General features: G+C 66.3%; 23 protein-coding genes and 1 pseudogene. 11 read left to right on the plus strand and 13 right to left on the minus strand.

The window, feature by feature from the left end; translation table 11 throughout:
• Positions 1–44: 44 nt before the first annotated feature.
• Both JRI60_RS30980 and JRI60_RS30985 read right to left on the minus strand, forming a co-directional pair.
• Positions 45–503: a DUF6918 family protein gene (locus tag JRI60_RS30980; protein ID WP_239469811.1), complete on the minus strand. Its 459-nt coding sequence runs from the start codon at positions 501–503 to the stop codon at positions 45–47.
• A gap of 121 nt (positions 504–624) precedes the next feature.
• A complete protein-coding gene (locus tag JRI60_RS30985; protein WP_204219543.1) occupies positions 625–1,149 on the minus strand; it encodes a hypothetical protein in 525 nt (174 codons plus the stop codon).
• Positions 1,150–1,275: 126 nt separating this feature from the next.
• Here JRI60_RS30985 and JRI60_RS30990 point away from each other — a divergent pair, with 126 nt between their 5' ends.
• Positions 1,276–2,133 carry an SDR family oxidoreductase gene (locus tag JRI60_RS30990; RefSeq protein ID WP_204219544.1) on the plus strand — a complete coding sequence of 286 codons (858 nt, stop codon included), beginning with the start codon at positions 1,276–1,278 and terminating at the stop codon, positions 2,131–2,133.
• 7 nt (positions 2,134–2,140) lie between these two features.
• Here the strand turns inward: JRI60_RS30990 and JRI60_RS30995 are convergent, their stop codons facing one another.
• The gene (locus JRI60_RS30995) at positions 2,141–3,124 is read right to left on the minus strand and encodes a 3-oxoacyl-ACP synthase III family protein (RefSeq protein ID WP_204219545.1); all 984 of its coding nucleotides are present in this window, start codon (positions 3,122–3,124) and stop codon (positions 2,141–2,143) included.
• A 20-nt stretch (positions 3,125–3,144) separates the two neighbouring features.
• Positions 3,145–4,383: a cytochrome P450 gene (locus JRI60_RS31000; protein ID WP_204219546.1), complete on the minus strand. Its 1,239-nt coding sequence runs from the start codon at positions 4,381–4,383 to the stop codon at positions 3,145–3,147.
• Positions 4,384–4,712: 329 nt separating this feature from the next.
• Between JRI60_RS31000 and JRI60_RS31005 the strand changes: the two genes are divergently transcribed.
• Entirely contained in the window at positions 4,713–6,098 is a 1,386-nt protein-coding gene (locus JRI60_RS31005; RefSeq protein WP_239469812.1) for a cellulose binding domain-containing protein, read from the plus strand.
• A 47-nt stretch (positions 6,099–6,145) separates the two neighbouring features.
• Here JRI60_RS31005 and JRI60_RS31010 read toward each other — a convergent pair whose 3' ends face one another.
• Positions 6,146–8,746 (minus strand): response regulator, encoded by a 2,601-nt coding sequence (locus JRI60_RS31010; RefSeq protein WP_204219547.1) that lies wholly within the window; start codon positions 8,744–8,746, stop codon positions 6,146–6,148.
• 419 nt (positions 8,747–9,165) lie between these two features.
• On the opposite strand from JRI60_RS31010, the gene JRI60_RS31015 reads away from it, so the two are divergent.
• The gene (locus JRI60_RS31015; RefSeq protein WP_204219548.1) at positions 9,166–10,878 is read left to right on the plus strand and encodes a glycoside hydrolase family 71/99-like protein; all 1,713 of its coding nucleotides are present in this window, start codon (positions 9,166–9,168) and stop codon (positions 10,876–10,878) included.
• Positions 10,879–10,945: 67 nt separating this feature from the next.
• Here JRI60_RS31015 and JRI60_RS31020 read toward each other — a convergent pair whose 3' ends face one another.
• Positions 10,946–11,665, minus strand: coding sequence for a hypothetical protein (locus JRI60_RS31020; RefSeq protein ID WP_204219549.1), 720 nt, complete (start codon positions 11,663–11,665; stop codon positions 10,946–10,948).
• 350 nt (positions 11,666–12,015) lie between these two features.
• Between JRI60_RS31020 and JRI60_RS31025 the strand changes: the two genes are divergently transcribed.
• Complete coding sequence (locus tag JRI60_RS31025) at positions 12,016–13,350, plus strand: replication-associated recombination protein A (protein WP_204219550.1); 1,335 nt, start codon at positions 12,016–12,018, stop codon at positions 13,348–13,350.
• 273 nt (positions 13,351–13,623) lie between these two features.
• Here JRI60_RS31025 and JRI60_RS31030 read toward each other — a convergent pair whose 3' ends face one another.
• Entirely contained in the window at positions 13,624–14,229 is a 606-nt protein-coding gene (locus JRI60_RS31030) for a malonic semialdehyde reductase (protein ID WP_204219551.1), read from the minus strand.
• A gap of 103 nt (positions 14,230–14,332) precedes the next feature.
• Here JRI60_RS31030 and JRI60_RS31035 point away from each other — a divergent pair, with 103 nt between their 5' ends.
• From JRI60_RS31035 to JRI60_RS31050, 4 genes are all read left to right on the plus strand, one after another.
• Positions 14,333–15,217, plus strand: a complete 885-nt coding sequence (locus JRI60_RS31035) for a LysR family transcriptional regulator (RefSeq protein ID WP_239469813.1) — start codon at positions 14,333–14,335, stop codon at positions 15,215–15,217.
• Between the two features lie 384 nt (positions 15,218–15,601).
• Positions 15,602–15,703, plus strand: coding sequence for a kelch repeat-containing protein (locus tag JRI60_RS31040; protein ID WP_204219553.1), 102 nt, complete (start codon positions 15,602–15,604; stop codon positions 15,701–15,703).
• Positions 15,704–15,979: 276 nt separating this feature from the next.
• The gene (locus tag JRI60_RS31045; RefSeq protein ID WP_204219554.1) at positions 15,980–17,410 is read left to right on the plus strand and encodes a carotenoid oxygenase family protein; all 1,431 of its coding nucleotides are present in this window, start codon (positions 15,980–15,982) and stop codon (positions 17,408–17,410) included.
• A gap of 40 nt (positions 17,411–17,450) precedes the next feature.
• Positions 17,451–18,446: a helix-turn-helix domain-containing protein gene (locus tag JRI60_RS31050; protein WP_204219555.1), complete on the plus strand. Its 996-nt coding sequence runs from the start codon at positions 17,451–17,453 to the stop codon at positions 18,444–18,446.
• A 90-nt stretch (positions 18,447–18,536) separates the two neighbouring features.
• Here JRI60_RS31050 and JRI60_RS31055 read toward each other — a convergent pair whose 3' ends face one another.
• Positions 18,537–19,673, minus strand: a complete 1,137-nt coding sequence (locus JRI60_RS31055) for a HEAT repeat domain-containing protein (RefSeq protein WP_204219556.1) — start codon at positions 19,671–19,673, stop codon at positions 18,537–18,539.
• A 477-nt stretch (positions 19,674–20,150) separates the two neighbouring features.
• Here JRI60_RS31055 and JRI60_RS31060 point away from each other — a divergent pair, with 477 nt between their 5' ends.
• The gene (locus JRI60_RS31060) at positions 20,151–20,444 is read left to right on the plus strand and encodes a hypothetical protein (protein WP_204219557.1); all 294 of its coding nucleotides are present in this window, start codon (positions 20,151–20,153) and stop codon (positions 20,442–20,444) included.
• Between the two features lie 343 nt (positions 20,445–20,787).
• On the opposite strand, the gene JRI60_RS31065 is transcribed toward JRI60_RS31060, so the two are convergent.
• The 4 genes and pseudogenes from JRI60_RS31065 to JRI60_RS55190 all read right to left on the minus strand — a co-directional run.
• Positions 20,788–21,114: a hypothetical protein gene (locus tag JRI60_RS31065; RefSeq protein WP_204219558.1), complete on the minus strand. Its 327-nt coding sequence runs from the start codon at positions 21,112–21,114 to the stop codon at positions 20,788–20,790.
• Positions 21,115–21,124: 10 nt separating this feature from the next.
• Complete coding sequence (locus JRI60_RS31070) at positions 21,125–21,268, minus strand: hypothetical protein (protein ID WP_204219559.1); 144 nt, start codon at positions 21,266–21,268, stop codon at positions 21,125–21,127.
• 515 nt (positions 21,269–21,783) lie between these two features.
• Positions 21,784–21,969: an RICIN domain-containing protein gene (locus JRI60_RS31075; protein ID WP_204219560.1), complete on the minus strand. Its 186-nt coding sequence runs from the start codon at positions 21,967–21,969 to the stop codon at positions 21,784–21,786.
• A 73-nt stretch (positions 21,970–22,042) separates the two neighbouring features.
• Positions 22,043–22,306: pseudogene (locus JRI60_RS55190) on the minus strand (RICIN domain-containing protein); the annotation flags it as partial.
• A 159-nt stretch (positions 22,307–22,465) separates the two neighbouring features.
• Here JRI60_RS55190 and JRI60_RS31080 point away from each other — a divergent pair.
• Positions 22,466–23,407 (plus strand): phosphotransferase, encoded by a 942-nt coding sequence (locus JRI60_RS31080; RefSeq protein ID WP_204219561.1) that lies wholly within the window; start codon positions 22,466–22,468, stop codon positions 23,405–23,407.
• 30 nt (positions 23,408–23,437) lie between these two features.
• Here the strand turns inward: JRI60_RS31080 and JRI60_RS31085 are convergent, their stop codons facing one another.
• Entirely contained in the window at positions 23,438–24,253 is an 816-nt protein-coding gene (locus tag JRI60_RS31085) for an SIR2 family NAD-dependent protein deacylase (RefSeq protein WP_204219562.1), read from the minus strand.
• Positions 24,254–24,573: 320 nt separating this feature from the next.
• Here JRI60_RS31085 and trpS point away from each other — a divergent pair, with 320 nt between their 5' ends.
• Positions 24,574–25,596: a tryptophan--tRNA ligase gene (gene trpS / locus JRI60_RS31090; protein ID WP_204219563.1), complete on the plus strand. Its 1,023-nt coding sequence runs from the start codon at positions 24,574–24,576 to the stop codon at positions 25,594–25,596.
• Positions 25,597–25,672: the final 76 nt, after the last annotated feature.

Raw genomic sequence — 25,672 nt, forward strand, 5'->3', positions numbered from 1 at the left:
GAGGGACAGGGTGAGGGTATCGGGAGGAATCAGGTTGCCCGCTCTCAGCCCGCGTGCTTCTCGATGAGCTTGCCGACGCGAGGAACAGCGGCCTCGACGTTCTTCTTGGCGGTGCCGCGGAGCTTCTCGTAGGTGCCCTTCACGAGGCCGCTCTGAGCGCGCTTGACCTTGCCGTCGGTGATGGTGAGGAGGGCATCGGCGACGCGCCCGGAGTTGGACGAGAAGTAGGAGGAGACCGGCTTGCCGGCCGTCCTGGCCTCCTGGAAGAGCGGGTCGAGCGCCGCGGCGAAATCAGGGAGCAGGTCGATGACGGCGTGACGGATGAAGCCGGGCTTGATGCCCTTCACGGCGCCATAACCCGCCTTGATGGCGAGACCGGAGATGCCGCTCTTGTCGGCGACCTCGGCGTCGATGAGCGAGCAGCAGTCGTCGACGACCGCCGTCTTCCTGGTCTCGTTGGTCAGTGTCTCGGTGAGTGACGCCATCGAATCCATGCCTTTCATTCGCCGGGAGCAAGGGCCCCGGCAGTGGAAGTCCCATCCGGCCCGGACGGGCGCATACCACACCCCACGCGCAGCCGCGCCCTCGATGCGGAAGCGGAGCGCGGGAAGTGAACAGGGAACGTCAGGGCGGTCCGTTGTAGGTGGGGTCATCACCGGGCACGTAGTTCTGGCCCCGGACGTCGTAGGTGCACTCGAGCCGCGAGCCGTCCTCGAAGCGCGCGTCGAACCGGCCCTGGAGGTTGTTGGCGTCCGCGAGCTCGACGGAGAAGGTGCCGCCCGTCAGGCGCGGCGCGTCGGAGGGCGCCGCCATCTTCCAGAGGGACACCGCGCCTTCCTGGGGCAGCCGTTGAGCCCACTCCTCCTCGGTCATGACGAGGGGCAGGTCCGTCAGCTCCTGGTCCGCCGGAAGCTTGATTTGCACCGCCAGGTCCAGCGCGCCGTCTCCGTAGCGGAGATGGAGGAGCGCGCCCCGGACGATCGCCGCCTCCTGCCGGGGCCGGAACGGTGCCGGGCGGATGTCGAGCAGGCTGTCCCCATCGATGCTGCCCCGGATGGGCGTGGCGCCCACGAAGCCCTCACACTCGCCGCTCGGTCCGCAGCCGGCGAGCAGCGCGGCACAGAGGCAGGAACAGAGGAAGCGAACCATCTGGACCCTCCAGGCTGGAAGTGGATTCTCCGCCCGCGAGCCTCGCAAGGGAGGCGTTCGAGGCACAAGGAAGCAATTCCACCCCTGTCGTCCCGGATGCAGCCGGCCCGGGCTACAGTGGGGCCCATGAACAACGTGCTGATCACGGGAGTCTCCACGGGAATGGGGCGGGCCGCGGCCGAGTATCTGGTGGCCCGGGGCTATCGGGTCTTCGGCAGCGTCCGGCGTGCCGAGGACGCGCGGGCCCTGCGCGAGCGGCTGGGGGACAACTTCACCCCGCTGCTCTTCGACGTCGCCGACGAGGCGGCCGTGAAGGCGGGGCTCGCCCAGGTGACCGAGGCGCTGGCCGGCGCGGGGCTCGATGCGCTGGTCAACAACGCTGGCATGGCCGTGTCGGGGCCGCTCATGTACCTGTCGGCGGAGGATCTCCGGCGGCAGTTCGACGTGAACGTGTTCGGGCTGATGAACGTGACGCGGGCGGCCCTGCCCCTGCTCGGCGCGCGCGAGGGGCACACCCATCCTCCGGGGCGCATCCTGAATATCAGCTCGGTCGGAGGGCGGCTGGCGTTCCCGTTCCTCGGGGCCTACACCTCCAGCAAGCATGCGCTCGAGGCCCTGTCGGACACGCTGCGGCGGGAGCTGCGCATCTGGGGCATCGACGTCATCGTCCTCCAGCCGGGCTCGGTGCGGACGGAGATCTGGGACAAGGCCGAGGCGCAGGACCTCTCGCCCTATGCCCGGACCCCGTACGGACCCATCCTCGAGAAGTTCCGCGAGTTCTTCATCGCCCAGGGCCGCAAGGGGCTGGCACCGGAAGTGATGGCGCGGCTCATCCAGCATGTCATCGAGACGCCCCGGCCCAAGGCACGGTACGCGGCGGTCCCCGACTACGTCTCGGGATGGGTGCTGCCGCGCCTGATGCCGGACCGGTGGCTGGACGCGCTCGTCGGCAAGCAGCTCGGCCTGGAGCGGCGGCGCCCCTGAGCCCCGCTCAGAAGCGGAGCACGTGGGCCATGGCCGTGAAGCCCGCGCCCATGCCCAGCATCAGCATGCGGTCTCCCCGCTGAAGCCTCCCCTCCTCCATCAGCTCCGCCAGGCAGATGGGAATCGACGCCGACGAGGTGTTCCCGTACCGGTCGGCGTTGACGGGGTGCTGCTCGGGGGAGAACCCCAGCTCCTTGCGGATCACCTCCAGCATGTCCATCTGCGGCTGGTGGGAGATCAACCAGCGCACGTCCTGGATGCCGACACCGGCCTCGGCGAGCGCGCGGTGACACACCTCGATGGGGAGCCGCAGGAACGCGCTCACGATGCCCCGCTCGTTGGCGTAGAGGATCTTCCCCGGGGGAATGTGAGGGAACTCCGGCATCGGCTCATAGTTGGAGCGGAACACGCTGCGGCACTGCTCGGGCATCGTGGCCCGCCCCGTGCCCTCCACGCCCGGCTCCTCGCTCCGCTCCAGCAGCACCGCGCCCGCGCCGTCCCCGAGGATGGCGGCGAACTTGTGATGCTGACCGTCCGCTCCGAGGTACACGTGCCGGGACTGGACCTCGCTCGACACGATGAGCACCCGCCTGGCGGCACCGCCGCGCAGGTACTGATTGGCCAGGTCGAGCGCCAGGACGAACCCCGTGCAGGCAATGGCGATATCGAAGGCCACCCCGGGCTTCAGCCCGGCCATGTGGGCGAGGTTGAGGGCGCCTCCACTCACCTCGCAGGTGGACGACGTCATGATGACCACGTCGATGGAGTCCGGGGCCACGGACGTCTTCTGGAGGAGTTGGCGGATCGCCGCGGCCCCCAGGGTCAGCGTCGTCTCCTCGGGACCGGCGAACCGCCGCTCGCGGATGCCGGTGGTGCTGCGCTCGAACCACTCCAGCGGGAAGGGAAAGCCGTGGGACTCCACGAGGTCACGGTTGGTGACGACCTTCTCGGGCAGGTGCCGGGTGGCGGCGATGATGCGCGTATGAGGCATGTCGGACTCCGTTCCTCGTCTCAGCGGAAGCGCACCTGGAGCGACTTCAAGGAGCGCACGGACAGGTTCTCGTGCCACTGGGGGGGCCCATCGCTCTCCAGGCGCAGCTCGGACACCCGGCGGCACAGCTCGCCGAAGACGATCGACGCCTCCAGGTGGGCCAGCGTCGAGCCCGGGCACGTGTGGATCCAATGGCCGAACGCGATGTGCTGGGTGCTGTCGCGGGTGATGTCGAAGCGATCCGGGTCGGAGAAGATCGCCGGATCCCGGTTGGCCGCCGAGGACATGAAGAAGATCAGGTCGTTCTTGCGGATGGTGCGGCCACGCAGGACCAGATCGCCGAGCGCCATCCGCGACAGCCGCTGCACCGGAGCCTCGTAACGGAGGATCTCATCGACGGCACCGCGCATCAGCGAGGGCTTGCCTTGCAGCAGGGCGAACTGCTCCGGGTGCTTCGCGAGCAGCAGGATGCCATTGCCCAGCAGGTTGCACGTGGTCTCGAAGCCGGCGAAGACCATCAGGATGCAGGTGGCGATGATCTCGTCGTCCTCGAGCGCCTCCCCCGCCCGCCGGGCGGCGATCAGGCCACTGATCAGATCCTGGCGAGGCTCCCGCTCGCGCTCCCGGATGAGGTCGCGCAGGAGCTCGGCGGTCTCCAGGACGCTGCGCATGGCCACGTCGGCGGTGGGGAGATAGGTGGCGGGCGGAGTGCCGAAGAAGTTGACGATGTCGATGGCACAGCGCTTGAGCAACCCGATGCTCTCGCGCGGCGCGCCGATGATCTCCGCGATGACGTAGAGCGGCAGCGGCAGGGCCAGATCGGCCATGACCTCCATCCCGCCCCGGGTGACGGCCGCGTCCACCAGCTCGCGGGCGATGCGCTCGATCATCGGCCGGAACCCCATGATGATGGGGCGGGTCATCGCCTTGGTGATGAGCGCGCGGAACCGGTTGTGGTCCGGCCGATCCAGCATGAGCGCCCACATCGAGAGCAGTCGGGTCAACGGCTGGAACTTGGGCCGGTGCTGCTCCGGGAACTGCAACAGGCGCGGGCTGATGCGATCGGCGGAGATGGAGGAATGGGCCAGGCCCGTGAGCACATCGTCATGGCGGGTGATCACCCAGGCCCGGATCTGCTCGCTGAAGTGGACCGGCTCCTGCGCACGCAGCCGGTGCAGCACGGGATACGGATCCTGCCGGAAGTCGGGTGACAGGAGGTCGTACTCATACTCGGGCGACCAGCGCTTCAGCGGCAGCATGGGAGTCCCTTCCGGCTTGCGGCCAACTCCGTTCGAGAGGAGGAAAACCATTTTAACCGGAAGGATTTTTCTTTCTGAGAGGTCAGGGATTTCATGACCCAGCTCCTCATGCTCTGTCTACTTCATAACGTGATGACTCGAACGCAGAGGTTGAAAAATTCCAGTGAGACAGGCAACCCAGGTCCGTAAGTCCCCCTCATCTAGAAGACCCTGACGGAGCGGCTCCGGGCACTCAGCCCCTCCGCGCTCCTGGGCCTCGGACATGAAAACCCGAAAAATCCGGCATCTGGCTCTTTCCGCACACCGGAACTCCACAAGGAGAAGAGTCGATGCAGAGCATGAGAAATGAGCAGGCGCGCCAGGGCACTCGCGGAATGCTTTTCGCCGCCGTGATGTCGGTGGTGGTGCCCTCGGGCGCGAGCCTGGCCGGGACGACGGACTTCACTGTCCAATACCAGAACTACAATGCCGCTGGCCCGAGCGACAACATCATCGAGGCCGGGGTGAAGCTTCGTAACAACACCGCGGCTTCCATCCCGCTGAGCAATATCGTTGTCCGGTATTGGCTCACGAAGAACGGCGCCACGACGGTGTCCCCCGTGTGCTGGTGGTGGAACCCGGCCTGCGGCGCGCTCGTCCTGAAGACCGGGAGCGTGTCCGCCACGGGAGCCGATCAGTACGTGGAGATTGGCTTCACCAGCAGCGCCGGAAGCCTGGCGCCGGGGGCCTCGACCCAGCCAATCGATCTTGGCATCACATTCGGCGGCGCCAGCGTCGACGAGACGGATGACTATTCCTACGCCAACCAGCTCTCCTTCGCCGACTGGAGCCGGATCACCGTGCACGACGTGGGCTCCACGCCCCTGGGAGGGCTGCGGGGCGGGACGCTCCCTGGAAGCGGCGGCGGCGGCGGAAACCCGGTGTCGGCCGAGTTCTTCGATGACTTCAGCTACACGGGGACCAGCGATTCCAACTTCACGAGCTGGTGGTCCATCCGGACCAACGCGGGGAAGCCGGGAGTCGACGGCGCGCAATGGCTGGCATCCAACGTGTCCATGGTCACGGATCCCTCCTCCTCCACCAACAAGCTGATGCGGCTCCGGGCGAGCACGAGCGGCTCCGGAGCGAGCACCTCGCACGTCGAGGTCATCTCCCGCTCCAAGAAGTTCCAGTTCGGGACCTACGCCACCCGGATGAAGTTCAACGACATCCCGCTGTCCGGCTCGCGCTTCTTCGCCGACAAGCCCATCGAGACCTTCTTCACCATCACCAACTACATCGACAACGATCCGAACTACTCGGAGCAGGACTTCGAGTACATGCCCAACGGCGGCTGGGGACAGGGCAACACCAGCACCATGTGGATGACGTCGTGGGAGACCACGACCGTGAGGACGTCGAACTCGCGCGCGGCGAGCCATGACGGCTGGCACACGCTCGTCCTCCAGGTCTCCAGCACGGGCATCAGCTACTACATCGATGGCGTGCTGTGGGTGTCGCACGCGGCCATGTACGCCCCGGAGACGACCCAGTACCTCGACTTCCAGCTCTGGTTCGACGAGCTCGACACCACCCAGGGCAGCACGCGGACCTATTACGAGGACGCGGACTGGGTCTACTTCGCCAAGGACGCGATCCTGACGCCCAACGAGGTCGCCACGAAGGTGGCCGGCTTCCGCTCCTCCTCCGTCACCCGCAGGGACACGGTTCCCTGAGCCCAGGGCCCCGGAGGTGCTCCTCCGGGGCCTGAAGGCGGCTCACCTCAAGGCAGGGTCACCGCCTGCTCGAGCGCCTGTTGGATCTGCGGAAGCGCGTAGGGCTTGGGCAGCACCACCACGCCCTCCAGGGGCTGCTCTCCCCTGGGGAGCGCCACGTGCCCATGGCCCGAGGCGAGGATGATCTTCATCCCGTTCTTCCTGCCCACCACTTCCCGTGCCAGATCCACGCCCGACGAGCCCGGCAGCGACACGTCCGTGAACAACACGTCGAAGTTGCTGGCCGCCATGGCTCCCTTGGCCTCCTCGGCGCTGGTGACCGCGAGCACCTCGTGACCCAGCAGATCCATCAGCTCGCACGCCGAGGAGCGCACGTCCTCGTCATCCTCCACCAGCAGCACGCGCAGCCGGCGCGACGCGGCGGGCACGGGGGCGCGCTCGGTCGTGGTGGGCGTGGTGGGCGTGGACGCCGCGCGGGGGGGTCCGCGGACCGCCAGCCGCTGCTGGCGGTTGTCGAGCAACTGCCGCAGCTTGCGGGCCAGGTCCTCCCGGCTGTAGGGCTTGCTCAGCAGCTGCACCCCCGCATCGAGCCGTCCGCCATGCACGATGGCGTTCTCCGTGTAGCCCGAGGTGAAGAGCACCTCGATGTCCGGGATGAGCGTCCGGGCCTGTTTGGCGAGCTCGGGGCTGCGCACCGGACCGGGCATCACCACGTCGGTGAACAACATGTCGATGGGGACACCACTCTGGAGGATCACCAGCGCGCTCTGCGCGTCCACGGCCTTGAGCACGCGGTAGCCCAGCTCGGTCACCATCTCCACCACCGTGGCACGCACCTCGGCGTCGTCCTCCACCACCAGGATGGTCTCCGTGCCACCCATGATGGGGCCGGTGACGACCTTGGCGTCCGCCGACTCGGCCTCCAGGGCGCGGGGCAGGTAGAGCTTGATGGTCGTGCCGTGCCCCACCTCGCTGTAGAGCTTGATATGGCCGCCGCTCTGCTTGACGAAGCCGTACACCATGCTCAGGCCCAGACCCGTGCCGCGGCCCTCGGGCTTGGTGGTGAAGAACGGCTCGAAGGCGCGCTCCATCACCTCTGGCGTCATGCCAGTGCCGGTGTCCGACACGGCCACCAGCACGTACTGGCCGGGCAGGACCTCGGGGTGCGCCCGGCAGTAGCGGTCATCCAACATGGCATTGCTGACCTCGATCGTCAGCTTGCCATTGTTGTCCATGGCGTCACGGGCGTTGATGGCCAGGTTGAGGATGACATTCTCGAGCTGGTTGGGGTCGATGGCCGTGTTCCACAGCCCCCCGGCGGTGACGGTCTCCAGCTGGACGTCCTCGCCCAGCGTGCGGCGCAGCAGCTCGTCCATGCCGCGCACCAGCCGGCTCAGGTTGACGACGAGCGGCTGGAGCGGCTGGCGGCGCGCGAAGGAGAGCAGCTGGGAGGCGAGCTTGGCGCCGCGGTCCACGGCGCGGGCCGCGGTCTGCACGCGAGTCATGGCGCGCTCGTTGCCCTCCACCTCGCGCTGCAGGAGCTGCAGGTTGCCGGCGATGACCTGGAGCAGGTTGTTGAAGTCGTGCGCCACGCCGCCGGTGAGCTTGCCCACCGCCTCCATCTTCTGGGACTGGTGGAGCAGTGCCTCGGTCTTGCGCCGCTCGGCCTCGCTCTCCTCGAGCGCGCGGGTACGCTCGCGGACCAGCTCCTCCAGGTGCTGCTGGTAGTGGAGCACCTGCGCCTCGGCGCGCGCCTTCTCGGTGACGTCCTGGCCGTAGACGAGGATGGCCTGGACGGGCCCTCCCTGCACGCGGACGGGCCGGTAGTCGAAGTCCACGACCATGTCCTCGACCGGACCGTCCACCTTCTTGCGGATGGCGACCTTGAAGCCCCGCATGCTGACCGACTCACCCTGGTAGAACACCCGCCCGAGCATGTCGAAGATGGCCTTGTTGCCCTCGAGCTCCGGGCGCGACTTGATCAACGACATGCCGATGACGTTCCGGTGGCCGAGGAACGGCAGGTAGTTGTCGTTGACCATCTCCCAGACGTATTCGGGACCCCGCAGGATGCCCACGGCCCCGGGGAACAGCTCGAGCAACTGGCGGAGGTAACGGCGCTCGTCATCCAGCGCCTTGTTGTTCTCCTGCACCGTCCACACCTGGCCCAGCAGGGTGGCGAGCTGATCCGGGGAGAAGCCCTCCCGCCGGTCCTCTCGCGCCCACTTCGCGGTTTCCGTGGAGCGCAGGTCCGTCACATCCACGGCGTGCTGGAGGATGAAGGCCACGTTGCCCGAGGAATCGAGCAGGGGCTTGTGGGAGAAGCTCCAGAAGCGCTCCTCGAGCACCGGCCCCTCCCGAGTGGAGCGCATGACGGGCTGGGCCAGCATCGGGACGAGGTCCGGCAGCCGCCGGGAGAGCACCCGCTCGAGCGACTCCCGGAACCGGCGCGGGCCATCGTCGCCCGGACCCTGAGCCACCTGGGGGAGCACCTCGAAGACGTTGCGGCCGACGACCGCATCGAGCCGCAGCGAGGTGGCCTCCAGGTAGGCCTGGTTGGCCGTGACGTACTTCAGCTCCCGATCCAGCACCATGAGGGGCGCGGGAGCGGCGTCGAAGAGCTTCTGGGAATCGATAGAGTCGAACATGGCGAACAGTGGGATGGTACCCCTCGGCTCCCTTGTCTGGTGGCGGAACGGCGTGCCTGGCGGCCCCCCAGGATACCGTCTTCGCGCAAACGAAGAACCAGAGAAGAATTCAACCCGGCGCGATTCCCTGGGACCCGGTGCGCACACGAAGCGGCCAGGCGTGCGGACACCTCCATCCCGTCCTCCCGACCGGGCCCCGAGCAACCGGGCGAGCCCACCCAACCAGCACCGGGAATACCATTTACATATTTAACGTCTTTTACTGGTTTGTTGATTCTTTCCGGTTGATGAGGGCTGTGCTACGGAGGGGCGCGCTGCGAGCAGCAGTCGTGCCGTTGTTTCATCGCGGCCTCGTTCCCGCTGTCCCTTCTCAATTCCAGACACGGTGTGGTGAGGCCCTCGAGCCAAGGAGCAGTCCCATGACGCATCGTCGTTTCATGAACGAGGGAGCGGGTGTGTTCGCCGCGCTCATGCTGGCGGGCTGTGGTTCGGCCTCATCCGATACCGGGAGCGTGGTCCGTGAGGGAGCCGCGGAGCCGACCGCCACCGTCACCGCGCCCGTGGCGGTGAGCAAGACTTTCACCAAGAAGATCTACGTCCACCTCATGCCCTGGTTCGAGAGCAATACCTCCTCGGGCAATGGCTCCTGGGGTGTCCACTGGACCATGGCCAACAAGAACCCCAACGTGGTCGACTCCACGGGCAGGAGGCAGATCGCTTCCTACTACTACCCGTTGATCGGGCCCTACGCGTCGGGCGACCAGGACGTGATCGAGTACCAGCTGCTGCTCATGAAGTACGCGGGCGTGGATGGCGTGCTCATCGACTGGCCCGGCACGCTCAATTGCGTGGACTACCCCAAGAACAAGCAGAACGCCGAGGCCCTCATCAACAAGACGGCCGCGGTGGGTCTGGATTTCGCCATCGTCTACGAGGACCACAACCTGACGCTGGCGCCCACCTACGGCTGCTCCGTTCCCGACAAGTACGCCGCGGCCCGCAATGACATGATCTACATGCGGGACAACTACTTCTCCCGTGGCAACTACATCAAGATCAACAACGCCCCCCTGCTGCTGGACTTCGGTCCGCAGACGTTCAAGTCACCGAGCGATTGGAGCAACATCTTCTCGCCGCTGTCGACCAAACCGACCTTCCTGACGCTCTGGTACCAGAACGGGGATGCGGGCGCCAACGCGCAGGGCGAGTACCCGTGGATCTACTCGGACTTCACGACCGGATTGCAGAACTTCTACAACAACCGTCCGCTGAACGTGAAGTTCGGCGTGGCCTACCCTGGCTTCAACACCTTCTACACGGCGGGTGGATGGGGCGGCCCGACCTGGGGCCTGCCCTACAATGGGACCGGCACCTTTGGCCAGACGCTGGACATGGCCAAGAACAGCGGCGTGAACTGGATCCAGCTCGCCACCTGGAACGACTACGGCGAAGGCACGATGCTCGAGCCGACGCGCGAGTTCGGTTATGGCTTCCTGACCACCCTGCAGCAGAAGCTCGGCGTGCCCTATGGGCAGAGCCAGCTGGAGCTCATCGCCAAATTCCATGAGCAGCGCAAGCAGTACGCGGGCAACGCGTCCAAGCAGGCTCAGCTCAACGAAGCCTTCAACTACTTCGTGGCCCTGCAGCCGGACAAGGCGGCGACCATTCTCGGAGGAGGCACCACGCCGCCGCCCAATCCCACGGTCACCAACGCGGGATTCGAGTCCGGCATGACGGGTTGGAACACCTGGTCACCCAATGGCACCGCCGGGGCCGCGTTCACCGAGACCTATAACGGGGGCTACAACAGCACCTATCACCTGACGCACTACAGCCCGGGGGCCTTCGAGACGTGGACCTACCAGCAGGCCTACAACATCCCCAACGGCAACTACCGGGTGCGCGCCTGGGTCCGCAAGGGAGGGGACTTCGGCTTCTCCCGGCTCCAGGCCAAGACGTGCGCCGAGTGCACTCCGGCGGCCACGAACCTCGGCACGTACAGTGCCTGGACTCAACTGGAGACGCCGACCATCTCCGTGACCGGGAACTACCTGGAGTTCGGCCTCCACACCCAGGCCACGAGCGGCAGCAGCTTCGTCCACCTGGACGACGTGCAGCTCATCCGCCAGTAGTCCCCGAGCCTACCCGCTGACCCGCTCGCGCCACCGGGCCGAGCGGGTCCTCCTTCAACGAGCTCGACTACCGGTCCTCGCGAGGCGTCGGCTCAGCCGCGTACGGCCAGGGCTGGGTCTTGTCGTACTGGACGCTCGTCCAATAGACGCGCAGCGCCGCCGTGTCATTGTAATACACGCGCGTCTCGATGAGGTCGAAGCAGGGATCGTAGAGGGCCAACCCGAAGTAGCACAGCTTGCCGCTCCCCATCTGGCAGTCCTTCATCTGGTCTCGACGGATGTTCGTCCGGGAGTACACCCTGCCGCCCACCCCGCCCGCCACGTCGATGGTGGCAACGACGTCCGAGCCCGTCGCGGCATTGTCGATGTCCATCGCGAAGACGGCGGTGTGCCTGCCAACGCCATAACTCCTGTCATACGGGCCGTACCACATGTGCCCGGCCACCTCGCTGCTGATGTTGACCGCCCACGTGTCCTCGCAGCCCCAGTCGTGACAATTCCCAGCCTCCCAATACCCGACGGAGTGCCCGATCCGGCCGTCGAGCGGATAGTAGAACTGCGGCTCTATCTGGCCCAGGAGGCACATGGGAACGCTCGCGCTACGGCTCTGCTCCCCTCCGGGGAGGGTGGAGGGCAGCATGATGATCTCCGACGGATCCGGCATCGGGGAGACAACCGCTGGCGCATTCCCCGCCGGGGCCTCGCCGGCCTCTCCTCCACACCCGAACACGGCCGTGGACACGCACAGGACCGCGAACCTCATCTTCCAGGACTTCGTTACCCTCATGACGCACTCCTCACGGTGAAGAACAGAACGGCGGAAGGCGGCTCTTTAATGATTCATCGCAAAGACTGTCAAGCATTCCAGACCGATGCGACGAATCACGCGAAGTGTGACAAGGAATGGATTCTGGCGTCACACGACTGGCCACGGATCCAATGTCTTGCTCAGAGGGGAGAGGCTCCCAGTGGAGTCGTGGGTCATGCCCCTGCGGCGGTAGAGCACATCGGCGCGCCTCCGCCCTGACACCGGCTGGCGCGTTTGTTAGGGTGCCGCCGGTTCTTCCCCCTGGTCCGGAACCGTCCCGGCGCAACCCGTCCGGGCCGGTTCCGGGCCGAAGCCGAGACGCTCTCCAGATGACCGCAGGACCCGACCTGTTCGCCGCTTCCGTCGATGTGAACCGCTTCGCGCCGCTCGCCGAGCGGATGCGCCCGCGCACCCCCGATGAGTTCATCGGGCAGTCCCACCTGCTCGGCCCTGGCGCTCCCCTGCGCCAGCTCATCGAGCGCAAGGCGCTCGTCTCCTCCCTGTTCTGGGGACCTCCGGGCGTGGGGAAGACCACGCTCGCGCGCATGCTGGCGGCGGGTGTCGACGCGGAGTTCGTCATCCTCTCGGCGGTCTCCGATGGCATCCCCCGCATCCGGGAGGTGGTGGCCGAGGCCGAGCGCCTGCGCAACCAGTACCACCGGCGGACCGTCGTCTTCGTGGATGAGATCCACCGCTGGGCGAAGAACGTCCAGGAGCAGGCCCTGCCCCATGTCGAGAGCGGGCTGTTGCTCCTCCTGGGGGCGACGACCGAGAACGTCAGCTTCGAGGTGAGGCCCGCCCTCATCAGCAGGTGCCGCGTCTTCCAGCTCCGCGAGCTCACCCCCGCGGACATCCGGACCGCGCTCTCGCGTGCGCTCACCGATGAGAAGCGGGGGCTCGGCGCCAGGCGGCTGACGGCGGGCGACGAGGCGCTCACCGTGCTGGCGGAGGGCAGCGGGGGCGACGTGCGCAAGGCGCTGGGGGCGCTGGAGCTCGCGGCGCAGCTCACCGCGGATGGCGGGGAGCTCACGCGGGAGATCGCCGTCCAGGCGACCGGCACGCGCCTGTCGCGGCACGACAAGGATGGGGATCAGCACTTCGACCTGCTGAGCGCCCTCCAGAAGTCGTGCAGGGGCTCCAACGCCCAGGGGGCCATCTTCTGGGCGGCGCGGCTGCTCCAGGCGGGGGATGACGTGGCGCTGTGGCGCCGGCTCAAGGTGATCGCCGTGGAGGACGTGGGGCTGGCGATGCCCGAGGCCATCAACATCGTGCGCGCGTGCGAGGAGAGCTTCTACTCCGTGGGCATGCCGGAGGGGCGCATCTTCGTCGCCCATGCCACCCTCACCCTGGCCACGGCGAAGAAGAGCAACCGGGCCTATCAGGCCATGGATGCCGCGCTGGCGGCCGTGGAGGCGCACCCCAACGCGGCCCCACCGCTCCACCTCCGCAACGCCCCCACGGAGCTCATGAAGGAGCTGGGGCACAAACAGGGCTATCAGCCGCCGTGGAACCACAAGGACCACTACGCACCCGGTCAGACGTACCTGCCCGAGCCGCTGGAGCGCTCCATCTTCTACCGGCCCAGCAAGGAGGGCCACGAGGCGGAGATCCACGAGCGGATGAGCCACTGGTGGCGTGAGGACAAGGCATCCCGGGGGGAGTGACCGCCTGCTCTTCTTCCTGGCTCTCCAAGGGAGTTTGAGGTTGAAGGTCGAGCGGCACCGTGGACGGTGCAACGACTTGCGCAGCAACCCCGCCCACTCCAGCCTCCGGGCGCGCTGACGCTTCCGGCACATGGCCCGAGCTGCCCCATCTGAAGCTGGTGCCTCCTCCTCGCCCGGGGCCGCCGCCGCGGAGAGCCCGCCCTCGCGCTCCTACCCCGAGCCCCGGGAGAAGCTGACACCGTCTCAGGAGAGCCGTCGGCTTCCGCGCGGCGCTCAAACAATCGTGCAGACTTCCTCGAAAGACAGGCGCGGTCCCCGCGGGTAGAGCTTCGAACTGTCACCATACCCGATCGTGCAGATGAAGTTCGATTTGAGGTTCGTGCCCGCGAAGAAGACCTTGTCCACCTCCGCATTGTAAAAGCCTGACATGGGGCAGACATCCAAGCCAAGCGCGCGGGCCGCGAAAATCAAGTAGGCTCCCTGGAGGGAGCTGTTGCGAAAGGCCGTGTCGTAGCTGAACCTGGGATCATTGACAAAGAAAGGCCTCGCATCATAGCTCGGAAAGAGCCGGGGCAGGTCTTCGTAGAATTTCTCATTGTAGGCAATAATTGCCGTCACGGGGGCCGATTTCACCTGCTCGATGTTGGACCCCATCAAGGCTGGATAGAGCCTGGCCTTCTCCGATTCACTCCGCACGAACACGATCCTCGCCGGTGCGGAGTTCACCGACGTGGGTCCCCACTTCATCAGCTCGTAGAGTTCCCGCAGGGTCTGCTCCGAGACGGGCTTGTTCTGCCAGAAATGATGGGTGCGGGCTTCGGTAAAGAGCTGCTGGATGGATTCCTTCGCAATGGTCCTGGTCATCGGGGTCTCGTTCATTTGATACCCCCATTCTTGGCCCGACAGACCACATTGAGAAGAGCGAAGAATCCCAATATATCTTCCGGATAGGCGAAAGATGAATCCGGACTTGAATGCAGCGATGATCTTCGTGAACGTGGTGAGGGCGGGAAGCTTCAGCAAGGCCGCTCGGAGCCTCGGTCTCTCCGTCTCCACCGTGAGTGACCGGGTGGTTGGCCTGGAAAAGGCCCTGGGGGTGAGCCTCCTGACCCGAACCACCCGGAAGTTGAAACCGACGGACGAGGGGGCCGCCTTTTTCAAGGAATCCGAAGCCGCGCTCCAGACCCTGCTGGGTGCCTTCGAAGGAGCCACGGCGGCCCGGCAGCACCCCACCGGTACCTTGAGGATCACCGCGCCCGCGGATTTTCCGCCCTCGGAGATATCCGCTGCCGTCATCGAGTTTCGGGAGAAGTATCCTCAGGTCAAGGTGGAGACCCACATCAGCAATCGCTACGTAGACCTCATCACCGAGGGATTCGATATCGCCATCCGGGGAGGGCACCTGGAGGATTCCGGCCTGCGCTCCAAGCGCCTCGGGGTGGGAAACCTGGTCGTGGTGGCGAGCTCTCGCTATCTCCAGGGAGCCTCGGCCATTCAGCACCCACGAGACCTCACGGCTCATCCGTGCATCGGCTTTGTGAGCAAAGAGGGAAACAAGGGCAACATGCTGTGGCACCTTCGCTCGGCGAGCGGAGAGGCCGTCCGGTTGAAGCCTGATTTCGTGGTCTCGTCTACGTCCTTCACCTGGATCCTGAGCCTCGTGAGGCGCGGGGCGGGATTGGCCCTGGTGCCCCAATCGCTGCTGAAGGAAGACTTCGCCAGGAAGAGGCTCGTCCGGGTACTTCCGGATTGGGCCACGGAGTATGCGCCGGTGCACCTTGTCTACCCTCCTCAACGCTTTTCTTCGCCCAAGGTGAGGGAAATGATCCCCATCCTGGAGAGGCACTTGCGCGAACTGTTTGCGTAGAGCCGCTCGGCCGCCCTGCTGAAGAGCCGCGCCGTTACATGGCCTTCTATCCCGCCTATACGCGACGGGGTGAGGGTATCGAGGATCGCGAGTTGAACCCGTGTATGCCCCCTCTCCCTCTGGGAGAGGGCTGGGGTGAGGGTCTACCGTCATCCACTCTTTGAATACACGGTGGATGAAGGTGCTGAAGCTGCTGCGGGTGGTGCCGGCACCATGCCCAGGCCCACCACGCTCATCAACCGTCCGCGGCGCGAGCCGGGGCCGGACGTGGCGGACGTTGGATTTCAGCCTGGCGTCGAGGGGGCGGATGGAACCCCGGCCTTCGTGTTCGGGAGGTGGCCATGAAGGCCGCATCGACCCGCGGCCCGGGAGGGGCACACGGCGGTGGTGCTGCCCACGGGTGAGGTGCTGATGGCGGGCGGCTCCTCGGCGAGTACCACGCTCTCCTCGGCCGAGCTGTATGACCCGGCCACCAACACATTGTAGTCCCAAGGTGAAGGTGGACAAGCACAAGCTTCCTCTCTCCTAGACTGCGAGTTTGCAATCCTGCAGTCACGGCCGAGACGAGTCCCCGGACGACCACGGCAATGCTGGACCGGGACTGACGGCAGGCAGACTCCTCCGGATGCGCAGTCAAGAATCCCGGACGCACGCGATAACGGTGGTTCGAGCCCCGGGCGTATGAGGAGCCCGGAGCGGCGAGGAAAGCCTCACGCCGACACCGCCGGTGCCATCCGCACCGGTCACCTCCGGAGAACCGCCATGGACCGCCGTCCTTCCATCAACCCCTACCTCATGGGCAACTTCGCGCCCATTCGCTCCGAGGATGATTTCACCCTGCAGGTCAGGGGCGAGCTTCCTGCCGGGATACGCGGCACGCTCTACCGCATCGGTCCCAATCCGCAGTTCGAGCCGCGTGACCCTCACCACCACTGGTTCGCCGGCGACGGAATGGTTCATGCCTTCCACTTCGAGGGCGGCACCGTGACCTACCGGAACCGGTACGTGCGGACTCCGAAATGGGAGTGGGAGCACGCCGCTGGACGCTCGCTGTTCGCGGGCTTCAATACGGCGCTCAATGATCCGCTTGCGCAGGGGCGGGACGCGGGGGTCGCGAATACCAACATCCTCCACCACGCCGGCCGGCTGCTGGCTCTGAACGAGTCCTCTCCTCCCTTTGAAGTCGCCCACGGGAGCCTGGAGCCTTGTGGCTATGTTTCCGGCCCTGGAGGACGCGTCACCGCGCATCCCAAGGTCGACCCCCGGACCGGGGAATTGGTCTGGTTCGCCTACGACGTCGGTGAAGCGCCGTTGAGTGCCACGGTCCGCTATGGGGTGACGGATGCCAGGGGCAGGGTCATCCGACGGGACGACTTCCAGGCGCCCTACTGCTCCATGATGCATGACTTCCTGGTGACCGAGCACTACGTCCTGTTCCCGGTCCTGCCGCTGACCGGAAGCGTGGAGCGGGCCGCGCGGGGCCTTCCGGCCATTGCCTGGGAACCCTCGCGCGCCGCCTATGTCGGCGTGATGCGCCGGGATGCCGACGTGTCGACGCTGCGCTGGTTCAACACCGAGGCGTGCCACGTCTTCCATCCAATGAACGCCTGGGAAGCGGACGGCAGGCTCTTCGCGGATGTCTTCCGTTATGACGCGGCTCCGATGTTCCCCCTGGCCGATGGCACTGCCGGCCCCCATGGAATGGCCCGCCTCTGGCGCTGGACCTTCGACCTGTCGGGCGCTTCGGACACCATTCGACAGGAGCCCATCGACGACCTGGAGGGTGAGTTTCCACGCTTCGATGAGCGCCGGACGGGCCTGCCCTACCGCCACGGCTGGTATGGCGCGGACCTCCACGGTGAGAACACCTGCGAGCCATTGCGCCTCAACGCCCTTGTCCACCTGGACGTGAAGACGGGCCAGCGGCAGGTGTATGCTCTCCCTCGCGGAGACCTCGTCTCGGAGCCCGTGTTCATCCCTCGCTCCGCCACTGCCGCGGAGGGAGACGGGTGGCTCACCGCGGTGGTGTGGCGGGCCGCGGAGAATCGCAGCGACCTGCTGGTCTTCGAAGCGCTGGACATCGGCCACGGCCCCATCGCGACCGCGGCCGTGCCACGGCGTGTCCCCTTCGGGTTCCATGGAAACTGGGTGGTGGACGCTTCCGCGCCACGCCCTGGTGCCCAGGAGGCTTGACGGGACGCCGGGGGTCGCGCAGAAAGAGGCCCGGTACCCCTTGACGACGCCCCCACTACCCATTGCCCGCTTCTCGACGGAGGCACTGCCCGAGGCGGAGCGCTTCGGGGCGTGGCACGACGCCATGTCGGCGCTGTACGAGGTCTCTTCCTCCACGGACGCGGCCCGGGGCCGGTTCCGTGCCAGGGCCACCTGCATCCAGCTCGGACCGATGATTCTGGGCACCATGCGCGCGGATGCGCTGGCGTATGAGCGCTCGCCCGCAAGAATCCGCTCGGACTCGCTCGACCATTTCATCCTGGGATTGGCCGACGGGGAGGTGCTGATCCAGGACCTGGGTCAGCCGCTGTCCCTGCCGATGGGGCCCCTGTCGGGCGCCTGCATTGTCCTGCCCCGGAGCATGATGGCCCAGGTGCTGCCCGCGACCGAGACGCTGCATGGTGCCCGGCTGACGGGCGGAATGGCGCGGTTGCTCCTGGAGCACACGCAGTCCCTGATTCGTGCCGCGCCTGCGCTGACGGCCAGCCAGGCGCCGCAACTGGCCCGCGCTACCCAGCAGGTCATCGCGGCGTGTCTGATGCCGACACGGGCGACCCTCGGTGGAGTCCGGCCACACCTCCAGGCCACGGCGCTGGTGCGCGCACGGCGCTTCATCGAGCTGAACCTGACGGAGCCGGACCTCTCGTCGGCGCGAATCAGCGCGGCCGTGGGAGTCTCGCGCTCGGTCCTCTACGAGCTCTTCGCGCCATTCCAGGGGGTCGCACGATACATCCTGGGGCGTCGCCTCGAGCGCATCCACTCCGCCCTGGCGGACTCCGGTGAGCACCGCCGTATCGCGGACGTCGCATCGGAATTCGGGTTGATGAACGAGGCCCACTTCAGCCGGGTCTTCCGGAAGCGATTCGGCTATGCGCCAAGGGAGATTCGCGGCACGGGGTTGGGAAGGCCGGTGCAGCCCCGTGCTCGGGGCGCAGACGCCGAGACCAGGTCTCAGCGCCTGGAGTTCCCGATGTGGGTCGAGCAGCTGCGTGAGTAGACGACGTCCCGGCGCTCACCACTCCGGCACCTTGTCGGCACCAACAACCGACTACGTCTCCGTCATGGTGTCATGGGCCATATCGAATTTTCATCCACCCCCGTCACCGATCTTCCCGAGGGCCAGACTCGCCTCCGAGCGAACCTGTTCAATCTCGCTCTTCTCCAAGTGGCGAAGCACGAGGACAGCACGCTTCCGCAATTCGCCGTTCCTCGTCTCCCTGGCGAGGACTCCGAGTCCATGCGGGACGAAAGCTCTCGCCGGCAGGGACGCGACTCCCGCCAGCTTCACGAGTGCATCCAGCGCGGCTCGGTCGCCATAGCGGCCTCCAAGGAGCTCTCCGATGACGAATGCCCCCATCGGATTGAAGCCCTTGTCGAAGTGGGCAACCAGCAATGGCCGGAGCGTCTCTCGCTGACTCGACGAGAGGAGATTCCAACTGTCTCCAACCTCTTTCACGAACTGCCAGGTGTCCTCGTGCATCCAGAATGCCGGATCAGCAAGAAGTGACGTGTATCGCTCGAACGCGTCTTCAGGGAATTTGTCGTACCGACACAGCCCGAGTTCGAGCTCTATCAAAAGGCTGAACAGCTTGCCTCCGGACCCAGCATGAACTTCTGCCCGAATAGCATCGAGCACATCCGCCGGTTCGCGCCCGATCGGTATGCCGTCAGGGGGCTGTGAGTTTCCTCGCTTGATCCATTCGATTGCCCTGGACGCCTCATCGCCCACGGAGCCCAGCCATCCTTCAACGGGCGTCTGGTCCCTGAGCATTCCTTGAAGCACTGGGACGATCGGCAGATATTTGGTCGAGCCAAGCGCATTGACGGCGCAGTATCGGACCTCGGGCGAATCGTCTTTCAAGGCCTCCTGAAGAGCATCGACGGCGGCTTTGAACTCCTTGGAATCGGTCTCGATCTTTTCGAACAAGTAGGAGATGCACTCCGCGGCCTGACCTCGAACCTTGGGGTGCTCCTTCTGGTCCGAGAGAATCCGGATCATGAGGTCCCACAAGCTGACGTCGCCATGCCAGGTCAGCGCATAGAGGATACCCTGTCGCACCTCGACATGCTCCTCGCTGGCGAGCAACTCGAGCAGCCTCGCCGTCGTCGAGCTGTCCGCCGAAAGCAGCTTCGCCGCCTCAACGATGTCCCCGCGGTCCGGTCCTCGGATGTTCCTCAGTGCGGCTTCCCTCTGCTCTTCGGGCAAGGGCTCTCTCTGACTCATACGCGTATTCCGATCTTCGCCACCCCATGGGAGTGGACCGTGTACCAGGAGCATAGGCGGCATGGGAGCCCTGTTGCGGGCGAGGGCCGGGGTAGGTGGTCGTCCAGGAGGGCCGCGCGACACGCATTGGACGGTGCAGGAGGGCCCCGAGGAGGCCCGCCCGTCGCGCTCCAGGCACACCCCTCCCCTGCGCAGGCGACCGCTCGCCTTGGGCTCCGCCAGAGAGCGCATCCCTCAGCCGTGCGTCACTCCCACAGCGCCTGCTGCGCTGGCCCCCTGGCTGCCGCATCTGAAGCTGGTGCCTCCTCCTCGCCCGGGGCCGCCGCTGCGGAGACCAGAAATGGTCGGACTCTCGCCTCCGGAGCAAACACGCCATGGACGCAGTCACGGCTGGGGCCTGGAGGCGTGATGGCGCAGCACATCTTCGGGCCGGACATGGCGACGCTGTAACACGGCATCCACGAGGTGTTCCCGCACGTGAAGGCGATTCCGTCGTACGGGAACGGGTTGACGGTGATGGCCTCGATGGACCCGCTAGAGCCGCGCCAGCGAGAGCTGTTCATGCAGCGCTATGACGAGGGCCGTGCGCTGCTGGGAACCATTGGCATCAAGAACGGGCTGATGGGCTTCGAGCGGCTGGTGCTGCTGGGAGACCAGACGCTGAAGGAGCTGTCCTCGCGCGCGCCGGCGTTCCGCAACAGCGACGACATGCCGGCGCTGGAGTTCCGCCGGCTCCCGGGCCAGTTGGGCCTCTTCTACTCGAACAACTGAACCCTCCTGCGCCCAACCGCAGGAGGGAGTCGATGCAGACGAAGTGCTCCCAGGAAGCCTCTCAGGGCGAGTAGAGCTCCGCCGAGGAGAGGTAGCTGCCTCCGGTGGTGTAGCCTCCCGTCACGAGCACTCTCCCCGAGGTCAGCAGGGTGGTGCCCGGAGCCGAGCGTGCCACGGACAGGGGCGCCGTCGAAGACCAGGTGTCGGTAGCGGGGTCATACTGCCGTTCGACTCGGCCAGGTCGACGACAATGGGTGTCATGTCGGAAGCGGAGATGGTGACCGTGACGCGAGTGACGTCCCTGGCGGAGAGGGCTTGCTGGACGGCGGCGGCGAAGCTGACGCTACCGGGCGCCTCCAGCGCGCGAGACACGGATCATCGCGTCGGCGCTCACGGGCAGTCCGTGATCCATGCGCGTACGGGTGATGTACTCCTCTCCGAGACCAGCGTTCGCCAGCTCGGTCAGCTCCCGCGCGCGTGCGGCGTTGGCCTTCTTGAATATGAAGTTCGAGGCGATCGAGACGACCATGCACGCCAACCCGGCCCAGACCGCCAACGCGCTGCCCTCGCCTCCCCCGACGCAGAAGAGCACGAGACCGAGCGCGAGCAGCGTGCTGCGCATCAACGCCGCAGCCACCGACTTCCTGCTGGTGGGGATGGGAACACCCACCCACCCCTCGCTATCGCTGGACCACGACGAAATAGCTCTCGATGGGAACGAGCGGCACGAGGTTGATGTGGAAGAACTTGGTCGCGACGTGACCCAGCTCCGGCACCACGTCCACCTTCCCGAACAACCACGTGCCTCTGACGGAAACCCCCATTTTTGTCTCCTGTTCGAACGCAATGGGCGAATCCACGCATCGAGGCGCGCCATCACCGCGAGTCCGCGCTCCCTACAATACCCCTCCGCCAACTACGACAACTTCATGATGGCGCTCGTGCCTCGGATTTCGCTCAAGCTGGCGGGAGTCGTCGTGTTCGTCGCCACGACGGTCTACTATCTGCTTCCCGAGCATCCAGTCAGGGCCCTTTTCCTGGCAGTGGCTGGCGCGAGCTGCTGCCTCCTGGCCATTTTGCTCTGTAGCCGTGTCCCCCTTCGAGCCCGGGTCGGGTGAACGAAGTGGCTCCCGGGACGGTGCCCGGGGAGCCGGGAAGCTTCTTTGACGATACACCGCCCGTCGTCCGTCCGGGGCAACTTCGCCGCTCGCTGGAGGTTGGCGAGCCTCGGGTCCCGGGAGGATGAGAGAGCTGGGGTGCCGTCGAGCCGGAACAGCACCCGTCTGACCTGCACCGCCAGCAGCCCCGCCACGTGCACCCGGTACGCGTGCTCCTACGGCTACGGCGCCATCAGGTGGAAGCGTTGGCAGATGTTGTCCAACCAGCTCCACTGCGCGATGTCGGTGCCATCGGCGAGGCCACAGCTGGCCAGGTCGACGACCTTGCCGCTGTGCCGCGCGACCAACCGCACCGAGCCATCGGCGAGGAAATCGACGCGCCATTGACTCTGGGTGCCCGAGCACATTGTTCAACCAGGCCCACTGGCGCACGTTGGTGCCGTCGCCGGTGCCACAATCCGCCACATCCAGCACCTTGTTGCTGGTGCGGTTGACCAGCCGGTAGTAGCCGTCCGCGGAGGGGTCGAGCATCCACTCGGTGGAGGTCGTGCCGCAGGCGTACTGTGCCACGTCGGCCCCGTCCGAGCCGGAGCTGCCGGTCACTCCCGCGCACAGGCCGCTGCCGCGGTTGACCAGCTGGTACGCCGCACCTCGAACCGCGGTGGTGATGGGTCCGTGTTCCCCCGATGGAACGGCCAGCGCGGTGCTGGTCGACACGGGGGAGCCGAAGGTGCGGTGCGTCACCGGTGCTGCGTCTCGAGCCCGTTCACTTCCGGACAAGCGGGTTCGCGCTCGCTCTGAAGCGGCTTGCGCCTCAATCCCCGCTTGGGGAACGGCCCCAGGCTCGTAGCGCGCGAGGATTGGGGTAGAACGGAGGCCCCCTTCCAGGCGCCGGAGTCGAACATGACCGTCGAAGACTGCTTGCCCGCGGACCTCAGAGGACCCACCACCACCGTCACCCGGATCGCCGCGGGGCTCTCGGGTGCTGGCGTCTACCGCGTCGACGCCGCCGGGCAGTCGTACGTGCTCAAGATCGCCAGCGAGGCCGAGGACGAAGCCGACTGGCACCGCGCGATCCACATCCAGCGGCTCGCCGCCGACGCGGGCCTCGCACCTCGCATCTTCCACGTCGATGAGACGCGGCGCGCGGTCCTGACCGCCTTCGTCGTCGACCGTTCGTTCGTGGCCTTCTTCCGCGACCCGCGCACCCATGAAGCCGCGCTCGCCCAGCTTGGCCGCACCGTGCGCCGCATCCACTCGCTCCCCCTCCCCGCCGACATGCGCATGCGCGAGCCCCGCGAGTTCCTCGTCCAGATCTGGAAGGGCTTCCTGGCCGACTTCGCCCTCCCGGCCTTCACCGTCGGAGCGGTCCAGCGCGTGCTCTCCGAGGAGCCACCTGCCAGCGAACGCCCCCTGGTCCTCGGCCACAACGACCTCAACCCCTCCAACCTCGTCTACGACGGCGAGTCGATCCTGCTGCTCGACTGGGCCACCGCCGCGCCAATGGACCCCTTCTACGATCTCGCGGTGCTCTCCGTCTTCCTGCGCATGGACGAAGGCACCTGCCTGCGATTGCTCTCGGCCTACGACGACAAGCGGTTCACCGAGCTCCCCAACCGCTTCATCTACACCCGCCGGCTGGCGGCGACACTCGCCGGCACGATGCAACTGTACCTCGCCCGCCAGATGAAGCACGCGGGAGCCACCGGCGCGGAAACGCCCGACTCCACGCCCTCGCTCGGCGAGTTCTATCAGCGGATGATGTCCGGCGCGCTGAAGCTCGGCACCGCGGACGGCCAATGGGCGTTCGGTCTCGCGCTGCTGAAGGAGAGCCTCGCGCTGTGAGCGGGCATCCCCTGGAACAACCCCTCAGGGTCAGGAGAGGCTCGAGGCCACGACACGGGGAAGCAGCACCTCCGCCCGCTCCGCCAGGACCTGGATATGCGGGGCCGGCTGGGTCCCAGCGGGGTCGATGCTGAAGACGGGAATGCGGCGCTTGAGGGCCAGGGCGCTGATGCGAGCTGTCACTCCGACGGAAAACGAGGTTCCGACGAATACAATCAGGCTGCTCTTCCTCGCCTGGTGGAGCACCCGCTCGAACTGATACGCCTCGTGCTCCGTGTAGAGCTCGTCGAACCACAAGACGTGCGGGCGAAGCCTGCTGCGGCAGAGAGGACAACGCGGCACGGTTTCACGGCTCGGGTCGGCGTGGAGCGGCCCGAAATCCACCGACGCCATGGGCACCGTGCCGCTCGGCGGGCCGTTGGCGCAGTTGCGGCGCGTGCACCGCGCCTGGTCCAGACTGCCGTGCACCTTCACCAGGGCACGGCTGCCCGCCTGCTCATGGAGCGTATCGATATTCTGGGTGACGAGGAGGAACTCGCGCCCGTGGCGCTCCTGCCAGCGCTCCCACTCGGCGAGGGCCAGGTGCGCCTCGTTCGGTCTGGCTCCGCGAGCCCGCTCGAACCGCTGGAGGTACCACAACCAGGACTCCTCTGGAGCCCTCCGGAAGAAGGCAAGAGTGCCCTTCTCCATCACGTCATTCGCCCACACCGCGCCGGGGTCCGTCCCTCGGAACGTGGGCAGGCCGCTGGCCAGGCTGACGCCCGCCCCCGTGACGACGAGGAGGGCCTCGCCCAGGGGACCACTCACCGCCGCGAGAAATTCCTCTACCCCCTTGGATGTCGACACGTGCTCCCCTTCTGGTGCCGCGATGTCCGCTGGGGACGAGCCTACCCTGTCACATCCACGCGGGATGGACTCCGTCCATTCTCAAAGCCAATCCCGGCGAAGCCACTTGACGGCGCGTGGCGCCGCATGCAGTGTTCGAAGACATGAATTCCCGCATCGCAACCGCATCCTTCTTCTGGTGGTGGCGCCTCTCCTGAGGTGGCCCCGGCGATTGCGCACACACACAACCCGGAGGCCGCCGACAAGGCGGATCCGGGTTTTGTTTTTCCAGTCCCTCCTTGTCGGTGGTCTCCGTCTGGCCTGACTTGACGGAGCACGACATGAAACTGAGCGACATCACTTCCCGCGACATCATTCTCACCGGCGACCGCACCACCGGTCCGCTGCACCTGGGCCACTATGTGGGCTCGCTGCGCAACCGCGTCATCCTTCAGGACCGCTGCCAGCAATTCCTGCTGCTGGCCGATGCCCAGGCGCTGACCGACAACATGGGCAACTATCTGAAAGTGCGCGACAACGTGCTGCAGGTAGCTCTGGACTACCTCGCCGTCGGCATCGAGCCGCACAAGAGCACTGTCTTCATCCAGAGCCTGGTGCCAGAGCTGACCGAGTTGACCTCCTACTACCTCAATCTGGTGACGGTTTCGCGGCTGGAGCGCAACCCCACCATCAAGGACGAGATCAAACAGCGCGGCTACGAGCGCGACATCCCGGCTGGATTCCTCACCTACCCCGCCGCCCAGGCCGCCGACATCACCGCATTCAAAGCCACGGTCGTGCCAGTGGGGGAAGACCAGATCCCCATGATCGAGCAGACCAATGAAATCGTGCGCCGCTTCAACGCCAGCGTGGAGCAGGCGGTGCTGGTGGAAGCCAGGGCGGTGGTGCCGGAAGTGGGGGCGCGCCTGCCCGGCATCGACGGAATGGCCAAGATGTCCAAGTCGCTGGGCAATACGCTCACCCTGTCAGCCAGCGCCCATGAAATCCGCCAGGCGGTGAGGATGATGTACACCGACCCCCACCATCTGCGCGTCTCCGACCCCGGCCAGGTGGAGGGCAATGTGGTGTTCAGCTATCTGGATGCCTTCCACCCCGATATCGAGCAGGTCGAGCGCCTGAAGGACCACTACCGCCAGGGCGGCCTGGGCGACACGGTGATCAAGAAGCACCTGGAAGAATGCCTGCAGGAACTGCTGGCCCCCATCCGCCAACGCCGCGAGGAATACGCGCGCGACCCGGCCGCCGTGATGGCCATGCTGAAGGAAGGCACCGCTCGCGCACGCCAGGTGGCCGCCGTCACCCTGAGCGAGGTCAGGGCCGCCATGGGGCTGAACTACCCCTGAGCGAACACGGCCGCACGGCGCTGGCGGGTCAGGTCCACGGCGGGAAATCCGTCCCATCCCCGCCGTCAGATCGAAA

It is taken from the genome of Archangium violaceum (genome assembly GCF_016887565.1).
GTDB lineage: Bacteria > Myxococcota > Myxococcia > Myxococcales > Myxococcaceae > Archangium > Archangium violaceum_B.

Coding starts and splice junctions, on each gene's coding strand:
- JRI60_RS31010 (WP_204219547.1), bottom strand. CDS start 8,746: ATGTTCGACTCTATCGATTCCCAGAAGCTCTTCGACGCCGCTCCCGCG.
- JRI60_RS31045 (WP_204219554.1), top strand. CDS start 15,980: ATGGACCGCCGTCCTTCCATCAACCCCTACCTCATGGGCAACTTCGCG.
- JRI60_RS31025 (WP_204219550.1), top strand. CDS start 12,016: ATGACCGCAGGACCCGACCTGTTCGCCGCTTCCGTCGATGTGAACCGC.
- JRI60_RS30985 (WP_204219543.1), bottom strand. CDS start 1,149: ATGGTTCGCTTCCTCTGTTCCTGCCTCTGTGCCGCGCTGCTCGCCGGC.
- JRI60_RS31030 (WP_204219551.1), bottom strand. CDS start 14,229: ATGAACGAGACCCCGATGACCAGGACCATTGCGAAGGAATCCATCCAG.
- JRI60_RS31020 (WP_204219549.1), bottom strand. CDS start 11,665: ATGAGGGTAACGAAGTCCTGGAAGATGAGGTTCGCGGTCCTGTGCGTG.
- JRI60_RS30995 (WP_204219545.1), bottom strand. CDS start 3,124: ATGCCTCATACGCGCATCATCGCCGCCACCCGGCACCTGCCCGAGAAG.
- JRI60_RS31000 (WP_204219546.1), bottom strand. CDS start 4,383: ATGCTGCCGCTGAAGCGCTGGTCGCCCGAGTATGAGTACGACCTCCTG.
- JRI60_RS31015 (WP_204219548.1), top strand. CDS start 9,166: ATGACGCATCGTCGTTTCATGAACGAGGGAGCGGGTGTGTTCGCCGCG.
- JRI60_RS31005 (WP_239469812.1), top strand. CDS start 4,713: ATGCAGAGCATGAGAAATGAGCAGGCGCGCCAGGGCACTCGCGGAATG.
- JRI60_RS31080 (WP_204219561.1), top strand. CDS start 22,466: ATGACCGTCGAAGACTGCTTGCCCGCGGACCTCAGAGGACCCACCACC.
- JRI60_RS31055 (WP_204219556.1), bottom strand. CDS start 19,673: ATGAGTCAGAGAGAGCCCTTGCCCGAAGAGCAGAGGGAAGCCGCACTG.
- JRI60_RS31070 (WP_204219559.1), bottom strand. CDS start 21,268: ATGGGGGTTTCCGTCAGAGGCACGTGGTTGTTCGGGAAGGTGGACGTG.
- JRI60_RS30980 (WP_239469811.1), bottom strand. CDS start 503: ATGAAAGGCATGGATTCGATGGCGTCACTCACCGAGACACTGACCAAC.
- JRI60_RS30990 (WP_204219544.1), top strand. CDS start 1,276: ATGAACAACGTGCTGATCACGGGAGTCTCCACGGGAATGGGGCGGGCC.
- JRI60_RS31075 (WP_204219560.1), bottom strand. CDS start 21,969: ATGTGCTCGGGCACCCAGAGTCAATGGCGCGTCGATTTCCTCGCCGAT.
- trpS (WP_204219563.1), top strand. CDS start 24,574: ATGAAACTGAGCGACATCACTTCCCGCGACATCATTCTCACCGGCGAC.
- JRI60_RS31035 (WP_239469813.1), top strand. CDS start 14,333: ATGATCTTCGTGAACGTGGTGAGGGCGGGAAGCTTCAGCAAGGCCGCT.